The sequence below is a fragment of the Methylobacterium sp. GXF4 genome, assembly GCF_000272495.1.
In the GTDB taxonomy this organism is placed as follows: Bacteria; Pseudomonadota; Alphaproteobacteria; order Rhizobiales; family Beijerinckiaceae; genus Methylobacterium; species Methylobacterium brachiatum.
The window spans coordinates 81,107-97,529 of record NZ_AKFK01000045.1; the positions used below are offsets into that span (position 1 = coordinate 81,107).

Here is a 16,423-nt window from a genome sequence, read left to right on the forward strand (position 1 = left end):
GCGATGAACAGCCTGATCGTCTTCTCGCTGCGCCAGCGCGTGCTGGTCGTGCTGCTGTTCGTGGTGATGCTCGGCATCGGCTACGGCGCCTACACGCAGCTCAACATCGAGGCCTATCCCGACCCGGTGCCACCGCTGGTCGACGTGATCACCCAGAACCCGGGGCAATCCGCCGACGAGATCGAGCGCTACATCACCATCCCCCTGGAGGTGGCGCTGGCCGGCATCCCCAACGCCCAGGTGGTGCGCACGATCTCGCTGTTCGGCCTGTCCGACGTGAAGGTCCAGTTCAACTACGAGTACACGTACGACCAGGCGCTGCAGCGGGTGCTCAACCGCCTGTCGCAGGCGCCGAGCCTGCCCAACGGCGCCACCCCGCAGATCTCGCCGACGAGCCCGGTGGGCGAGATCATGCGCTACAAGCTGGTCGGCCCGGCGGGCTACTCGCCGATGGACATGAAGACCCTGCAGGACTGGGTGCTGCAGCGCCGGTTCAAGGCGATCCCGGGCGTCACCGACGTGACCGCCTTCGGCGGCAAGGCCAAGGAATACGAGGTCGCGGTCGACCTGAATCGCCTCCAGGCCCAGGGCCTGACCCTGGTCCAGCTGACCACGGCGCTCAACAACGCCTCGATCAACGTCGGCGGCCAGACCCTGAATGTCGGCCAGCAATCCGCGGTGGTGCGCGGCATCGGCCTGATCCGCGACATGGACGACATCAAGGACACTATGATCAGCCTCGTCAACGGCACCCCGGTGCTGGTGCGCGACGTGGCCGAGGTCCGCGTGTCGAACGCCCCGCGGCTCGGCATCGTCGGGCACGACGACCAGTCGGACGTGGTCGAGGGCATCGTGCTGATGAGCCGCGGCGGCCAGAGCCTGCCGACGCTGCAGCGCGTCGAGGCCGAGATCGACAAGATCAACAACTCGACGATCCTGCCGCCCGACGTGAAGATCGAGCGGATCTACGACCGGTCGGGCCTGATCCACACCACGACCCACACGGTGATGCACAACCTCGTCTTCGGGGTGGTGCTGGTGTTCATCGTGCAGTGGCTGTTCCTCGGCTCGCTCACCAGCGCGATCATCGTGGCAGCCACGATTCCGTTCGCCCTCGGCTTCGCGATCCTGATCCTGGTGGTGCGCGGCGACTCGGCCAACCTGCTGTCGCTCGGCGCGATCGATTTCGGCCTGATCGTCGACGCCACGGTGATCATGGTCGAGAACGTGTTCCGCCACCTCGCCGAGCCCGAGCATACCGAGGGTCAGCAAGCCCCCGAGGGGCTCGAGGGCCGGCTCGGCACCATCGCCATCGCGGGCGTCGAGGTGAACCGGGCGATCTTCTTCTCGGCGATCATCATCATCGTCGGCTTCCTGCCGCTTTTCACGATGAGCGGCGTCGAGGGCCACATCTTCGGGCCGATGGCCAAGACCTACGCCTACGCGCTGGTCGGCGGCCTGCTCGCGACCTTCACGGTCTCGCCGGCCCTGTCGGCGCTGATCCTGCCGAAGAAGCTCGAGGAGCGGGACACGCTGATCGTGCGGGTCCTGCGCGCCGGGCACGAGCGCGTCCTGGCCTTCGGCCTGAAGAACCGGGTGCTCGCGCTGTCGGTGATGCTCGTGGTGCTGCTCGCCTCGGGGCTGGCGGCCCGGAACCTCGGCCTCGAATTTCTGCCCCGCCTCGAAGAGGGCAACCTCTACGTGCGCGGCACCATGCCGTCCTCGATCTCGCTGGAGGCCGGCAACGCCTATGTCCAGCGCCTGCGCAAGATCTTCCAGGAGGTCCCGGAGGTCGTCACGGTGATCTCGCACCAGGGCCGGCCCAATGACGGCACCGACGCCACCGGCTTCTTCAACGTCGAGATCCTGGCCCCGCTCAAGCCGATCGACGAGTGGCGCAAGGGCCTCGACAAGGACACGCTGATCCACGACCTCAGCAAGAAGCTGGAAGCGGAGTTTCCCGGGATCGAGTTCAACTTCTCGCAATATATCGAGGACAACGTCCAGGAGGCGGCCTCGGGCGTGAAGGGCGAGAACTCGGTCAAGATCTACGGCAGCGACCTCGCCCAGCTCACCAAGACCGCCAACGCGGCCAAGGCGGCGCTGGCCACGGTGCCCGGCATCACCGACCTGGCGGTGTTCGAATCGCTCGGCCAGCCGACCGTGCGGATCGACGTCGACCGCCACAAGGCAGCCCGCTACGGCCTGTCGATCGGCGACGTGAACACCACGATCCAGGCGGCGATCGGCGGCCAGACCGCCGGCGACCTCTACGAGTACGGCTCGGACCGCCACTTCTCCATGCGGGTGCGGCTGGCCAAGGAATACCGCTCGTCGCTGGCCGGCATCCGCAACATCGCGGTGGGCGCCCAGAATCCCAATGGCGGCGTGATCCAGGTGCCGCTCTCCGAGATCGCCGACGTGGATCTCGTCTCGGGCGCCTCGTTCATCTACCGCGAGGACCAGGAACGCTACATCCCGGTGAAGTTCTCGGTGCGCGGGCGCGACCTCGGCAGCGCCGTGATCGAGGCCCAGCGCAAGGTCGCTGAGGCCGTGGACCTGCCGCCGGGCTACCGGATGGAGTGGGTCGGCCAGTTCACCAACCTCAAGGATGCCGCGACCCGGCTCAGCCTGGTCGTGCCGGTCACCCTGCTGCTGATCGCGCTCCTGCTGTTCATCAACTTCTCCTCCCTGGCGGACATGCTGCTCACCCTGTCGGTGATCCCGATGGCGATGATCGGCGGCATCTTCGCCCTGTCGTTCACCGGCACGCCGTTCTCGATCTCGGCGGCGATCGGCTTCATCGCGCTGTTCGGCATCTCGACCATGGAGGGCGTGATCCTCCTGGCCTATTACAACCAGCTCCTCGACGAGGGCTGGCAGCGCAAGGAGGCGGTGTGGAACGCCGCGGTCGTGCGCATGCGCCCGGTGATGATGACCTGCGTCGCCGCCTGCGTCGGCCTGCTGCCGGCGGCGATCTCCACCGGCATCGGCTCGCAGGTGCAGAAGCCCCTCGCCCTGGTGGTGGTCGGCGGCATCATCCTGGCGCCCAACCTGATCCTGGTGGTCGTGCCGGTGCTGATCTCGCTGTTCTCGCGGCGGCACCCGAACCCGAATGCCCGGGCCCGGACCGAGCATCGGGTCGCGGCATGAGCCGGATGAGAGCGGTGCGGGCCGGGAATCGTCACGTGGCCGGGGCGCCACAGCGCGGCGCCGGCACACAGCATCGGAGCGCCGTCGGATTGACTTGGCCGTCAGCCCGGACGCTCTACCGAGGGAGGGGTTTCGGGGGCATGATGGTGGAGTTGGCGCCGATCCGGTGCGGTCGCACGGCCGCCATGCTGGCGGCGGCCCTGTCCCTGTCGGCCTGCGCGGTCGGCCCGAACTACGTGCCGCCCGAGGCGCCGCCGGTCAGCCGCTACACCAAGGAGCCGCTGAAGGACCCCTCGGCCGCCGACAACATCCGCACCCGTCAGGGCGGATCGGCGGATCAGAGCTTCGTCTCCGGCGCCGACATCCCCGGCCAATGGTGGACGCTGTTCCACTCCAAGGCTTTGAACCAGCTCGTCGAGCAGGCGCTCGCCAACAACCCGACCCTGGAGGCGGCGCAGGCCTCGCTGCGGATCGCGCAGCAGAACGTGCTGGCCCAGAAGGGCACGCTCTATCCGAGCCTGACCGCGACCCCGCAGGTGCAGGGCATCCTGGCACCCGGTCTCGACCTGCAATCGCCGCTCAACAACGAGAGCCGGTTCCTCTACAGCCTGTCCACGCCGCAGGCCGTGGTCGCCTACAATCCCGACGTGTTCGGCGGGAATCGGCGCCAGATCGAGTCGCTGGAGGCCACCACCGAGAACCAGCGCTTCCAGCTCGAGGCCGCCTATCTCAGCCTCACCGGCAACGTCGTCGCCGCCGCCATCCAGGAGGCGGCCCTGCGGGCGCAGATCGACGCCACCCGCAAGGTCATCCAGGCGCAGACCGAGGTGCTGCAGCTGTTCAACAAGCAGCTCTCGCTCGGCCAGATCGCCGGGGCCGACGTGGTCCAGCAGCAGGCGGCCTTGGCCCTGTCGCAGCAATTGCTGCCGCCGCTGGAGAAGCAGCTGGCGCAGCAGCGCAACCTCCTCACCGCGCTGGCCGGGCGGCTGCCTTCCGACGAGATCGCGGAGACCTTCCAGCTCTCAGCCCTGCGCCTGCCGACCAAGCTGCCGGTGAGCCTGCCCTCGCGCCTCGTGCAGCAGCGCCCCGACGTGAAGGCGGCCGAGGCCCTCGTGCAGCAGGCGAGCGCCAGCGTCGGCGTCGCCGTGGCCAACCGCCTGCCGCAATTCAGCCTCACCGCCACCGGCGGCTCCAGCGCCGTGCGGCTCGCGCAGGTGACCAATCCCGGGGCGGCGTTCTTCACGATCATCGGCCAGGCGACGGCGCCGATCTTCGACGCCGGCACCCTGTTCCGCCGCCAGCGGGCGGCCGAGGAGACGCTGACCCAGGCGCAGGCCCAGTACAAGGCGACGGTGATCACCGCCTTCCAGAACGTCGCCGACGCGCTGCGGGCGCTCCAGGCCGACGCCAAGGCGGTGGCCGCCGCCGACGCCGCGGTGAGCGCCACCAACCAGAGCCTCGGGCTGATCCGCAAGCAGTACACGGCGGGCGCCGTCACCTCGACACAGGTGCTGATCGCCCAGCAGGGCTACCTCTCGGCGCTCGTCACCTCGGCGGGTGCCCGCGCCACGCAATACGCCGACAGCGCGGCCCTGTTCGTGGCGCTGGGCGGCGGCTGGTGGAACCGCAACGACGTGGCCCCGCCCCCGCCCGAGACGGACCCGCTGAAGTTCCTGTAAGCCGGCGGGCCCCGGCCTCACACATCCATCGCGATGGCGTCCTGCAGCATCTGGTCGGCGGCGCTCATGACCTTGGTGTTGGCCGTGTAGGCCTGCTGGGTCTCGATCATCTTGGAGAACTGGTCCGAGATGCCGGCATTCGATTGCTCGACCGACCCGGCGGCGATGGTCGCGCCGGCGAGCCCGAAGCTCGGCGCGCCGGACCGGCCGTTGGCCACGTAGGTGCCGCCGTCGAGGGAGGTCAGGTTGTCCTGCCCGCCGAACTGGGCCAGCGTCAGCGCGCCGAGCGGCTGCGTGCTGCCATCCGCGCCCGTGCCGGTGAGCGTGCCCGCGGGCGAGACCGTCAGGCTCGCCAGGGTGTCCGCCCCGGTGGGGACCTGGACCGGCGCCGTCGAAGAGGGGCCGGCGAACAGGTAATAGCCCGCGCCGTTGACTAGGTAGCCGCTCGAATCCGGGGCGAAATCGCCGCGCCGCGTATAGGCGGTCTCGCCCGTGAAGGTCGGGCTCTCCGGCGTGCCGGTGTTCGACCGGACCACGAAATAGCCGTTGCCCGAGATCGCGAGGTTGGTCGCGATTCCGGTGGACTGGATCGTCCCCTGGATCCCGAGGGTGTCGCGGGTGCTGGTCGAGACGCCGCCGCTCGTCTGCGCCCTGGCCGTGGTCTGGGCCAGCATGTCGGCGAAGCTCGTCTCCGTGGTCTTGAACCCCGCCGTCTGGGTGTTGGCGATGTTCCCGGAGATGTTGTTGAGCGCGAAGGCCTGCGCCGAAGCACCGGCCACCGAATTCGAGAGCGCGTCGTACAAGCCCATCGGGGTCTCCCGTCCCCAGACCGGCCTGAAAACCGATCCTAGACAGGCCTATAGACGCGCAGCACGGTTAATCGGCGGTGTGTCAGCGAATGTTGCTGCCCGACCGCCGCCAGGTTCGGATCGCACACGGATCTCCGGGCTCAGGCGCCGATGACACTCACAACGATCTCGCGCCGGTGCGGCCGGTCGCGGTGCTCGATCAGGTAGATCCCCTGCCAGGTGCCGAGAGCCAGCCTGCCCTCGACCAGGGGGATGTTCAGGGCCGAATCCGTGACCAGGGTTCGGATATGGGCCGGCATGTCGTCCGGCCCCTCGGCGCCGTGGACGTAAGGGGCGCCGCGCGGCGCGAAGCCGTCGAGGGCCGCCATCAGGTCGGTCTGCACGTCCGGGTCGGCATTCTCCTGGATGGTCAGCGAGGCCGAGGTGTGCCGGCAGAACAGAGTGACGAGCCCGTCCCGGATGCCGCTGTCCCGCACGAACTCCGCCACCGCCCCGGTGAAATCCGTGAAGCCCTGCCCCGGCGTCGCGATGGTCAGGCGGCCGCTCGCCTGGCGTGCCACCGCGCCCGATACCAGGGGCTCGACTGAACCGATCTTGCCCTGCCTCATGCATCCGTCTCCGTCAGCGTTGCACCCGGTGCGATCTCGCGCTCGCCGCGGGCGAGGATCCGCTCCAGCACGTCGATCCGGTCGGCCTCCGCAGGCGGCTTGTCCCAGCGGATCCGGCTGACCCGGGGGAAGCGCATCGCCACGCCGGACTTGTGCCGGGTCGAGCGCTGGACGCCCTCGAAGGCGATCTCCAGCACGAGCCCGGCTTCCAGCCCGTGGGCGACCTCGCGCACCGGCCCGAACCGCTTGGTGGTGTTGTTGCGGACATAGCGGTCGAGCTTGGCGAGCTCGGCATCGGTGAAGCCGTGATAGGCCTTGCCCACCGGCACCAGCTCGTCCCCGCCCTCGGGGGCCTCCCGCCAGACCCCGAACGTGTAGTCCGAGTAGAACGACGAGCGCTTCCCGTGGCCGCGCTGCGCGTACATCATCACCGCATCGACGATATGGGGCTCGCGCTTCCACTTCCACCAGGGGCCTTTCGGGCGACCCGGCAGGTAGGGGCTGTTGAGACGCTTGAGCATTACGCCCTCGATCGCGTCCGCATCCTCCCCGGCGCCCACCGAGGCCGGGTCGGCCCGGGCGGCGGCGAGCGCCTCCCAATCCGCGAAGGGGACCAGCGGCGAGATATCGATCCGGGCATGGTCGAGGCGGGTGACCAGGGCCTCCAGCTTCTCCCGGCGGGTCGCGAACGGCTCGGCCCGCAGGTCGTCGCCGTCGAGCGTCAGGAGGTCGTAGGCCCGGACATGGGCGGGGAATTCTTCGAGGAGCTTGGCGGTCACGGCCTTCCGGTTCAGGCGCTGCTGCAGGACGTTGAAGCTCTGGACCCGGCGCTCGCGCAGGATCAGCAGCTCGCCGTCCAGCGTGCCCGTGAAGCCGATCGCCTCGGCGAGATCGGGGAACGCCCCGGTGATGTCCTCGCCGGTGCGGGAATAGACCTTGGCGACCTGGGCGCCGGCACGGTCGAGTCCGCCGACGAGCTGGACGCGGATGCCGTCCCATTTCCACTCCGCCGAGAACGCCTCCGGCTCGAGCTTCTCGAGATCGGCCTCCTCCTCGATCGGATGCGACAGCATCGGCGGCCGGAACGGCGCCGGATTGCGCGTCTCGGGCCGCTCGGCCCTCCCCTCGACCCAGGCGAACAGCGTCTCGAACGGCGGCGTGAGCCCGTGCCAGACCTCCTCGACCGCATCCGCCTCGTGGCCGCCCAGCGCGCCGACCGCGGTCTTGGCAAGCCGCGCCGAGACACCGACGCGCAGGTTGCCGGTGACGAGCTTCAGGAGCGCCCAGCGCCCGGTCTCGTCGAGGGCGTCGAGCCATTCGGCCAGATGCTGGGGCAGCTCCCGCTTCGGGATGGTCGCCAGGGTCTCCACGACCTCGGCGAGGGTCGGGACATGCGGGGGCGGGTTGTTGTGGCCGGGTCCGGGCTCGCGCGGCGCCACCGGCCCCGGCCAGATCAGCGCCGTAGTCTCGGCGAGATCGCCGACGTAGTTGTGCGACAGGCGGAACAGCACCGGGTCGATGCGCTCCTCGACCAGGCCGCGGATCAGGGCCGGCTTGGCCTCGCGGAAACTCAGCGTGCCGGTCATGGCGCCCAGCGCGTAGCCGCGCTCCGGATCCGGAGTGCGCGCGAAGAAATCCTGGAGCATCCGCAGCTTGGCGTTGCGGCGCGGCTCGTAGGCGAGGCGGTCGAGGAGATGGGCGAAGTCGTTCACGCCGCCACCTCCGGCTCCGGAGCGTCGGCCGGGGTCGGCTCCGCCTCGCCGTCGTCGCCATAGCCCAGCAGGTGCAGCGGCTTGGCCTTGATGCCTTGGGTCCCGCACCAATGGACCAGGGCATCCTCCTGGCCGTGCGTCACCCAGACCTCGCCGGCGCCGGTGTCCCGGATCGTGCGGCACAGGTCCGGCCAGTCGGAATGGTCGGAGATCACCAGCGGCAGCTCGACGCCCTTCTGGCGGGCGCGGGCGCGGACCCGCATCCAGCCGGAGGCGAAGCAGGTCACGGGATCGGGAAACTTGCGCGACCACAGATCCTGCATCGCGCTGGGCGGGCAGAGCACGATCGCGCCGTGCAGATCCTTGCGGTCGGCGGCCACGACCTTCGGGGTCTCGCCCAGGGGGATGCCCTCGCGCTTGTATAGCTCGGTCAGCTTCTCCATCGCCCCGTGCAGGTGGATCGGCCGGTCCCAGCCCTCCTCACGCAGCAGCGCCATCACACGCTGCGCCTTGCCCAGCGCGTAGGCCCCGACGATGTGGGCCCGCTCGGGGAACAGGGCCACGGAGGCCATGAGCTTGCGGACCTCGTCGCGGGTGTCCGGATGGGTGAAGACCGGCAGGCCGAAGGTCGCCTCGGTGATGAACACGTCGCAGGGCACCACCTCGAAGGGCAGGCAGGTCGGGTCCGGCGCCCGCTTGTAGTCGCCCGACACCACGACCCGGACGCCGTCGCGCTCGATGGCGATCTGGGCGGAGCCGAGCACGTGGCCGGCGGGGGCGTAGCGCACCGTGACGTCGCCGACGCGCAGAGCCTCGCCGAGCCGGGCCTCCTGCCGCTGGCGGCAGAAATCCTCGCCGTAGCGCACCGCCATAATCCGCAGGGTCTCGGGCGTCGCCAGCACGTGGCCGTGGCCGGCGCGCGCATGGTCGGCATGGCCGTGGGTGATGAGCGCGCGCTCCACCGGCCAGGTCGGATCGACGTGGAAGCCCCCGAGCGGGCAGTAGAGGCCCTCGCGGGTCAGGGTGAGGAGATCGCTCGCGCGTGTCGGCATCGGGTCCGTTGCTGCCGGTGGAGTCCGCCGGTGGCCCCGGTATATAGGCGGCCCCGACCCGGCAGACGCATGGCCACGCAACACAGTTCCGGCGACCTCCTCGCCGACCGCCGCTATCGCTACGCGGAAGCCTGCCTGGCGGATGGCGACCATGCCGGGGCGGCCGATCTCGCCGAGCAGGCGCTGGAGATCGCGCCCCGCTACGCGCCGGCCTGGCTGCTGCTGGGCCGCGCCCGGGAGGGGCTGGCCGTGCAGGACAACGACCCGGCTTTGCGGGCGGCGGCGACGCGGGCCTATGCCTGCGCCCTCGACATCGACCCCGACGACACCCTCGGCGTGCGCGCGCACCTGGTCCGCCTCGGCGAAGGTGCCGGCCTGCCGGCGCTGTCACCGGCCTATGTCCGGGCCCTGTTCGACGGCTACGCGCCGCGTTTCGAGCGCCACCTCGTGGACGGGCTGGGCTATGTCGGCCCGCAGCTCGTCCGGGATGCCCTGCCGCCCGTACCGGAGCGGTTCGAGGCGGCGCTCGATCTCGGCTGCGGCACGGGCCTGATGGGCGCGGCGATCCGCGACCGGGTCGGACATCTCACCGGGGTCGACCTCTCGCCCGGCATGCTCACCCTCGCCCGAGCCAAGAGGCATCACGGCCAGCCGCTTTACGACCGCCTGGCCGAGGGCGATCTCATGGCGTTCCTGGCGGGCGAGCCGCCGGACTCCGCTGATCTGTGCCTCGCCGCGGACGTACTGATCTACATGGCGGATCTCGGCCCGGTCCTGGAGCGGGTCGCCCGGGCCCTGCGACCGGGTGGCCTCGCGGCCTTCACCGTCCAGTCCCATGACGGCGACGGTGCGCGCCTGGGCGCCGACGGGCGCTACGCCCACGCGGATTCCCACATCACGGAGGCGGCGTCCGGTGCCGGCCTGGAGATCCTGATGCTGCGCCCCGCCGATGTGCGGCGCGAAGGCGGTCGGCCGGTCCCGGGCCGGATCGTCGTGCTGCACCGCACACGCCAATGATTCGCCGCGCATGAAACTGCTTGGGCATTCGTCCATTGTCTGTCGGCTGCGCGCGGCGCGGCGATGGAATCGGGGACAGGCATGGCGGATTTCGGCGGCGGGAACGATGGGCGCGCACCTGAGCGCAAGCCCGACCCGCCCGTGGATCGCTCCTTCCCGGCCGATCCCCGAACGCGCATCGCCTTCGCCATCGCGCTGGCGACGCTGGCAGGCTGCGCCGATTCGATTGGCTTCCTGGAATTCTCGCAGCTGTTCATGTCGTTCATGTCGGGCAACACCACGCGCTTCGGCGTGGCGGTGTCCAACGGCGACTGGGAGAACGTCACCCGGGTCGCCAGCACCATCAGCCTGTTCTGCTTCGGCGCCTTCCTGGGCACGCTGATCGCGGCCTGGGTCGGACGCTGGCGGCTGGCCGTCCTGCTGACGCTGCAGGCGCTGCTCCTCGCCGGCGGCCTGCTGATGCCCTGGGGCACCTTCGCCTATCCGCTGCACGCCTACCCGATCGTGCTGGCCCTGGGCCTCCAGAATGCAACCCTGCAGGATGAGGGCGGTCGCTCGCTCGCGCTGACCTACGTCACCGGCGCGGTGGTTCGCTTCGGCACCGGCTGCGCCAACCTGCTGCTCGGCACGGTGGCGCCCTCGTTCTGGATCCAGGCGCCGCTCTGGGCCGGCCTCAGCACCGGCGCGGTCGTCGGCGGCCTGCTGGATATGCGCTACGGCGAATCCGCCTTCCTGTTCCCGGCCGGCCTCGCCGCGATCCTGGCCCTGGTGGCGATCGCCCTGACCATCGCCAAGCCCGGCAGCACCCTGGTCGCCGGCTCGGCGCCGGCCCCCGATGCCAGCCCCAAGGCCGAGGTGATCGACGCCATCCACTGAGGCCGCCCCGGCGGCTCGCCCGGCACGGCGACAGGGCGGTTCAGCTGTCGGAATCCCGGTAGCTGCCCCGCCCCTGCTTGATCACGGCGCGGCTCTTCTTGGCGCCGATGCGCCGCTCCTTCGAACCCTTCGTCGGCTTGGTCGCCCGGCGAATGGGCGGCGGCGGCTTGGCAGCCTCGGTCACGAGCTCGACCAGCCGTTGCAGCACATCGGCCCGGTTGCGCTCCTGGGTCCGGTGGCGCTGCCCGGACAGGACCAGGACGCCGTCCTTGGTCAGACGCCGGCCGGCGAGCTTGTACAGGTTCGCCTTGACCCGGTCATCGACCGAGGGCGAGGCCAGGATCGACCAGCGCAGCTGGACCGCCGTCTCGACCTTGTTGACGTTCTGCCCGCCCGCCCCCGAGGCGCGCATGAACGACAACTCGATCTCGTCATCCTCGATGGTGATCCGCGCGTTCACCCTCAGGGGCATGGCGACCTCCGCCCCGCGTCGCGGAACGCGCTCGACCGAGGCCGACCGCAGGTGCGCTGGAACACCGGTTCCGGCGCAGAGGCGGCGATCCTGTGGGTGCGAACCGGAGCCACGATCGCCATATCCTCTCGTACCGGCGGTCGGCCGCGCCGGGCCGGCGATGCCGGGCTCAGGCGGCCTCGGCCGGGGTCCGGGCGCGCAAAGCCAGGGCATGCAGCCCGCGCTTGAACGCATCGTCCAGCAGGGCATTGACCAGGCGGTGCCGCTCCACGCGGCTCTTGCCCTCGAAAGCCGAGGCGACGATGTCGAGCCGGTAATGGGTCTCACCCCCGGGCCGCGCGCCGGAATGGCCCGCATGCAGGTGTGATTCGTCGATCACGTCGAGCCGGGCCGGCGCGAGTTCCGCGCGCAGCTTCGCCTCCATCCAGCCCCGAAGGGTGCCGTCGTCACCAGTCCCGTCAGCCATCGCGCCCTCACCTGATATCGTCGGCATCCGTCAAGCCCGATCCCGCGCATGCGTCATCAGGCCCAGTGCCCTTGTGTCTCCGGTTTGCCCCCTCATAATCGGCCCGTCATGGATCTCAACTCGCGCCTGTTCGACAGCATCCGGATCAGAAAACCGTCCTGCGACGAGCCGAAGCCTGCGGCCGATGGCACGTGCGAGAGCCCGGGCTGCACGCAGCCGGGCCTGCACCGGGCGCCGAAGGGCCGCAAGGCGGAAGGCCAGTACTGGCGGTTCTGCATCGACCACGTCCGCGCCTACAATGCGAGCTACAACTATTTCGACGGCATGAACGATGCCGCCGTCCAGGCCTATCAGAAGGACGCGATCATCGGGCACCGCCCGACCTGGGCCATGGGGGTGAACCCGGCCGGCCAGGGCAAGCCCGCCGAGGAGCCGACCCGCGACTGGGCCTATGTCGATCCGCTCGGCATCCTGCGCGGTGCCGGCGTCGAGGGACGCCGCCGCGCCCGCCAGCCGGAGCCGGAGAAGCCCCGCCGCACCGCCACGGTGCGCCGTGCCCTCGACGTGATGGGGCTCGAAGAAGGCGCGGACGGACCCGCCATCAAGGCGCAGTACAAGGCGCTGGTGAAGCGCTTCCACCCCGACGCCAATGGCGGCGACCGCTCGTTCGAGGAGCGGCTGCGGGACATCATCCGCGCCCACGACGTTCTGCGTGCCGCCGGTCTCTGCTGAGCGGCACGAACGATGCAGGCCGGATCGCCGGAGCGCCGTGAGGCCGCAGCGGAACCCCCTTCGTCGTCGAGCGCTCTAGGATAAGGCAAATTGCCCGGCGCAGCCCTATATGAGGCTCGTGCCGGTCGGTGGCGCTGCACAGCGCTGCCGTTTAAAGATTGAGTCCGCCCCGCGGCGGATGCCCGGCTCGACGTTACTTCCGTGCGGAAGCTCCATGCCCTCGGGCCGGAGTTCCCGCGCCTCACGAGGTCCCGAATGCTCTCTGACGACACGCCCGCCGCGCTGCCCGACCGCACCGTTTCCGTCCGCGAGGTCTTCGGCATCGACCTCGACCTCAAGGTTCCGGCCTATGCCGAACGAGAGGAACACGTCCCCGATCTCGATCCGGATTACATCTTCGACCGGGAGACCACGCTGGCGATCCTGGCCGGCTTCGCGCGCAACCGCCGCGTGATGGTCACCGGCTATCACGGCACCGGCAAGTCGACCCATATCGAGCAGGTCGCCGCGCGGCTGAACTGGCCCTGCGTGCGGATCAACCTCGACAGCCACGTCTCGCGCATCGATCTCGTCGGCAAGGACGCGATCGTGCTGAAGGACGGCAAGCAGGTCACCGCCTTCCAGGACGGCATCCTCCCCTGGGCGCTGCAGAACAACGTCGCCCTGGTGTTCGACGAGTACGATGCCGGGCGGCCGGACGTGATGTTCGTGATCCAGCGCGTGCTGGAGCTGTCGGGCCGGCTGACGCTGCTCGACCAGAAGCGCGTGATCCGCCCGCACCCGGCCTTCCGGCTGTTCGCCACCGCCAACACCGTGGGCCTCGGCGACACGTCGGGCCTCTATCACGGCACCCAGCAGATCAACCAGGGTCAGATGGACCGCTGGTCGATCGTGACCACGCTGAACTACCTGCCGCATGACCGCGAGGTCGACATCGTGCTCTCGAAGGCGGTGCATTACCGCAACGACCAGGGCCGCGACATCGTCAACCGGATGGTGCGCGTGGCGGACCTGACCCGCAACGCGTTCATGAACGGCGACCTCTCCACGGTCATGAGCCCGCGCACGGTCATCACCTGGGCCGAGAACGCGGACATCTTCAAGGATGTCGGCTTCGCGTTCCGGGTGACCTTCCTGAACAAGTGCGACGAGCTCGAGCGGACCCTGGTGGCCGAGTTCTACCAGCGCGCCTTCGGCAAGGAACTGCCCGAGAGCGCGCTGAACGTCGCCCTGAGCTGACCGCATGGAGGACGCGATGGCGCATCCGGCCCCGACACGCGAGGACGCTCCGGCGCCTCCGCATGCCGAGGGGCGGACGCGCTACGCGGACGATGTCTACACTTGGGTTCAGGAGCAGGTCGCCCTGCTCCGTGCCGGCCAGGTGGACGCGCTCGACCTCGACAACATCGCCGAGGAATTGAGCGACGTGGGCTCGGAACAATACGACAAGCTTGAGAGCGCGATCGAGGTGCTCTTGGCCCATATGCTCAAATGGGACCATCAGCCCGAACGGCGCAGCCGAAGCTGGTCGCTCACGATCGCCGAGCAGCGGGTGCGGATCGAGAAGCAGCTGCGCCGGAACCCGGGCCTCAAGTCACGCATCGTCGAGGCTATCACTGACGGCTATCGGCTCGGCAGGCTTCGAGCCGCCCGCGAGATGAAGCGCTCGCCCAACACATTCCCCGAGGAGTGTCCCTACACCTGGGACGACATCCTGAATCGCCCCTTCGAATTCGAGGCCGACCGGTAGCCCCCGCATGTCCATCTCCAACCGCAAGCCCGGCGAGCGTCGCGAATCCGTGGCCGAGCCCCTGAAGCGCTCGGTGGCCGGGTGCCTGCGCGCCATCGCCCGCCGGTCCGAGGTCGAGGTGACCTACGCCACCGACCGGCCGGCGCTGACCGGCGACAAGGCCCGGCTGCCCGAGCCGCCCCGCAAGCTCTCGGCGCAGGACGTGGCGGTGCTGCGCGGCAATGCCGACGCCATGGCGCTGCGGCTCGGCTGCCACGACATCGCGGTGCATCGCCGGCTCGCCCCCGAGAATGCCGCCGCCCGCGCGGTCTACGACGCGGTGGAGCAGGCCCGGGTCGAGGCGATCGGCTCGCGGCGGATGACGGGGGTGGCCAGCAACATCACCGCGATGCTGGAGGACCGCTACCATCGCGGCGGCAAGTACGAGACCATCACCGACCGGGCCGACGCCCCGATGGAGGACGCCGTCGCCCTGATGGTGCGCGAGCGCCTGACCGGGCAGCAGCCCCCCGAGGCGGCCGCCAAGATCGTCGCGTTGTGGCGCGAGCATATCGAGGCCAAGGCCGGCCCCAACCTCGACGGGCTGATCGGCTCGATCGAGGACCAGCGCAAGTTCGCCCGCTCCGTGCGCGACCTGCTGACCTCCCTCGACATGTCGGACGAGACGCCGTTCGACGCCGAGGATGACGAGAACGACGACGAGAACGACGCCCAGGACGACGAGCAGAACCCGAGCGAGGGCGATTCCGAGGAGAAGAGCCAGGGCGAGCGCGCCGAGATCGAGACCTCGGAGGAAGCCTCCGACGAGATCGAGGAGGGTGCGCAGGAATCCGCCGACGCGCCGTCGGGCGAATTGCCCGACGAATCCGAGGATGCGGAATCCGAGGAGGCCTCTGAAGCGTCGCGGCCGCCGACGCGCCAGGGCAACGAGGCGCGCGGGCCCGAATACCGGGTGTTCAACCCGCGGTTCGACGAGATCATCCACGCCGAGGAGCTGTGCGACGCCGACGAGCTGTCGCGCCTGCGCAGCTACCTCGACAAGCAGCTCTCGCACCTCCAGGGGGTCGTCGGTCGCCTCGCCAACCGGCTGCAGCGCCGCCTGCTGGCCCAGCAGAACCGCGCCTGGGACTTCGACCTCGAGGAGGGCCAGCTCGATCCGGCCCGGCTCGTCCGCGTGGTCATCGACCCCTACCAGCCGCTCTCCTTCAAGCAGGAGAAGGACACCAATTTCCGCGACACCGTGGTCACGCTGCTCCTCGACAATTCCGGGTCGATGCGCGGCCGGCCGATCACCGTGGCGGCGACCTGTGCCGACATCCTGGCGCGGACCCTGGAGCGCTGCGGCGTCAAGGTCGAGATCCTCGGCTTCACCACCCGGGCCTGGAAGGGCGGGCAGAGCCGCGAGGCCTGGCTCGCCGCCGGCAAGCCGCCGAACCCGGGCCGCCTGAACGACCTGCGCCACATCGTCTACAAATCCGCCGACGCGCCCTGGCGCCGGGCCCGGAAGAATCTCGGGCTGATGATGCGCGAGGGTCTCCTCAAGGAGAATATCGACGGCGAGGCCCTCGACTGGGCGCACAAGCGCCTGCTCGGGCGCCCGGAGCAGCGCAAGATCCTGATGGTGATCTCGGACGGCGCGCCGGTCGACGACTCGACCCTCTCGGTCAATGCCGGCAACTATCTCGAGCGGCACCTGCGCTGGATGATCGAGGAGATCGAGACCCGCTCGCCGGTGGAGCTCCTGGCCATCGGCATCGGCCACGATGTGACCCGCTATTACCGCCGGGCCGTGACGATCATCGACGCCGAGGAACTGGGCGGTGCCATGACGGAAAAGCTGGCCGAGCTGTTCGAGGAGAACGGCTCCCCGGCCCCCGTGGGCCGAGCCCTGCGCGCCGCCGGCGGGCGGCGCTGACGCGCGCGGCGTCGGGGGCAAAACCCCTCGACGCGGCCGAAACATCGATCCACCGTCACGCGGCGAGGATTCGATCTCGCCGGCACCAAATGGGTGCGCCGGCAAGGTTCGCTTCGTGGGATCGAAAGCGGCACGCCCTGATTCGTTCTCGTACGATACGGCGCCCCGGAGGTGCAGCAACG

The 16,423-nt window shown here is 69.8% G+C and carries 14 protein-coding genes; 8 read left to right on the plus strand and 6 right to left on the minus strand.

Going from position 1 to position 16,423, the window contains the following annotated elements; translation table 11 throughout:
• Positions 1-3: 3 nt before the first annotated feature.
• Complete coding sequence (locus WYO_RS04485; RefSeq protein ID WP_007559619.1) at positions 4-3,153, plus strand: CusA/CzcA family heavy metal efflux RND transporter; 3,150 nt, start codon at positions 4-6, stop codon at positions 3,151-3,153.
• Positions 3,154-3,293: 140 nt separating this feature from the next.
• A complete protein-coding gene (locus WYO_RS04490; protein ID WP_007559621.1) occupies positions 3,294-4,832 on the plus strand; it encodes an efflux transporter outer membrane subunit in 1,539 nt (512 codons plus the stop codon).
• A 17-nt stretch (positions 4,833-4,849) separates the two neighbouring features.
• Here the strand turns inward: WYO_RS04490 and WYO_RS04495 are convergent, their stop codons facing one another.
• From WYO_RS04495 to WYO_RS04510, 4 genes are all read right to left on the minus strand, one after another.
• On the minus strand, positions 4,850-5,641 hold the full coding sequence (locus WYO_RS04495) for a flagellar hook basal-body protein (RefSeq protein WP_007559623.1): 792 nt from the start codon (positions 5,639-5,641) through the stop codon (positions 4,850-4,852).
• A 140-nt stretch (positions 5,642-5,781) separates the two neighbouring features.
• Positions 5,782-6,249, minus strand: coding sequence for a secondary thiamine-phosphate synthase enzyme YjbQ (locus tag WYO_RS04500; protein ID WP_007559625.1), 468 nt, complete (start codon positions 6,247-6,249; stop codon positions 5,782-5,784).
• A complete protein-coding gene (locus WYO_RS04505) occupies positions 6,246-7,961 on the minus strand; it encodes a cisplatin damage response ATP-dependent DNA ligase (protein ID WP_007559626.1) in 1,716 nt (571 codons plus the stop codon). The genes WYO_RS04500 and WYO_RS04505 overlap by 4 nt, the downstream gene beginning before the upstream one ends.
• A complete protein-coding gene (locus WYO_RS04510) occupies positions 7,958-9,013 on the minus strand; it encodes a ligase-associated DNA damage response exonuclease (RefSeq protein ID WP_007559627.1) in 1,056 nt (351 codons plus the stop codon). Before WYO_RS04510 ends, WYO_RS04505 begins: the two co-directional genes overlap by 4 nt.
• A gap of 69 nt (positions 9,014-9,082) precedes the next feature.
• Between WYO_RS04510 and WYO_RS04515 the strand changes: the two genes are divergently transcribed.
• Both WYO_RS04515 and WYO_RS04520 read left to right on the plus strand, forming a co-directional pair.
• Positions 9,083-10,030, plus strand: coding sequence for a methyltransferase domain-containing protein (locus WYO_RS04515; RefSeq protein WP_007559628.1), 948 nt, complete (start codon positions 9,083-9,085; stop codon positions 10,028-10,030).
• A gap of 81 nt (positions 10,031-10,111) precedes the next feature.
• Positions 10,112-10,906, plus strand: a complete 795-nt coding sequence (locus WYO_RS04520) for a YoaK family protein (protein WP_007559630.1) — start codon at positions 10,112-10,114, stop codon at positions 10,904-10,906.
• Positions 10,907-10,946: 40 nt separating this feature from the next.
• Here the strand turns inward: WYO_RS04520 and arfB are convergent, their stop codons facing one another.
• Positions 10,947-11,378 (minus strand): alternative ribosome rescue aminoacyl-tRNA hydrolase ArfB, encoded by a 432-nt coding sequence (gene arfB / locus WYO_RS04525; RefSeq protein ID WP_007559632.1) that lies wholly within the window; start codon positions 11,376-11,378, stop codon positions 10,947-10,949.
• A 169-nt stretch (positions 11,379-11,547) separates the two neighbouring features.
• On the minus strand, positions 11,548-11,844 hold the full coding sequence (locus tag WYO_RS04530; protein ID WP_007559634.1) for a BolA family protein: 297 nt from the start codon (positions 11,842-11,844) through the stop codon (positions 11,548-11,550).
• Positions 11,845-11,952: 108 nt separating this feature from the next.
• On the opposite strand from WYO_RS04530, the gene WYO_RS04535 reads away from it, so the two are divergent.
• The 4 genes from WYO_RS04535 to cobT all read left to right on the plus strand — a co-directional run bounded on the left by WYO_RS04535 (position 11,953) and on the right by cobT (position 16,241).
• A complete protein-coding gene (locus tag WYO_RS04535; RefSeq protein ID WP_007559637.1) occupies positions 11,953-12,576 on the plus strand; it encodes a DnaJ domain-containing protein in 624 nt (207 codons plus the stop codon).
• A gap of 255 nt (positions 12,577-12,831) precedes the next feature.
• Positions 12,832-13,815, plus strand: coding sequence for a cobaltochelatase subunit CobS (gene cobS, locus WYO_RS04540; protein ID WP_007559639.1), 984 nt, complete (start codon positions 12,832-12,834; stop codon positions 13,813-13,815).
• Between the two features lie 16 nt (positions 13,816-13,831).
• The gene (locus tag WYO_RS04545) at positions 13,832-14,326 is read left to right on the plus strand and encodes a DUF29 domain-containing protein (protein WP_007559641.1); all 495 of its coding nucleotides are present in this window, start codon (positions 13,832-13,834) and stop codon (positions 14,324-14,326) included.
• 7 nt (positions 14,327-14,333) lie between these two features.
• Positions 14,334-16,241 (plus strand): cobaltochelatase subunit CobT, encoded by a 1,908-nt coding sequence (cobT, locus tag WYO_RS04550; protein ID WP_007559643.1) that lies wholly within the window; start codon positions 14,334-14,336, stop codon positions 16,239-16,241.
• The last annotated feature ends 182 nt before the right edge of the window (positions 16,242-16,423 follow it).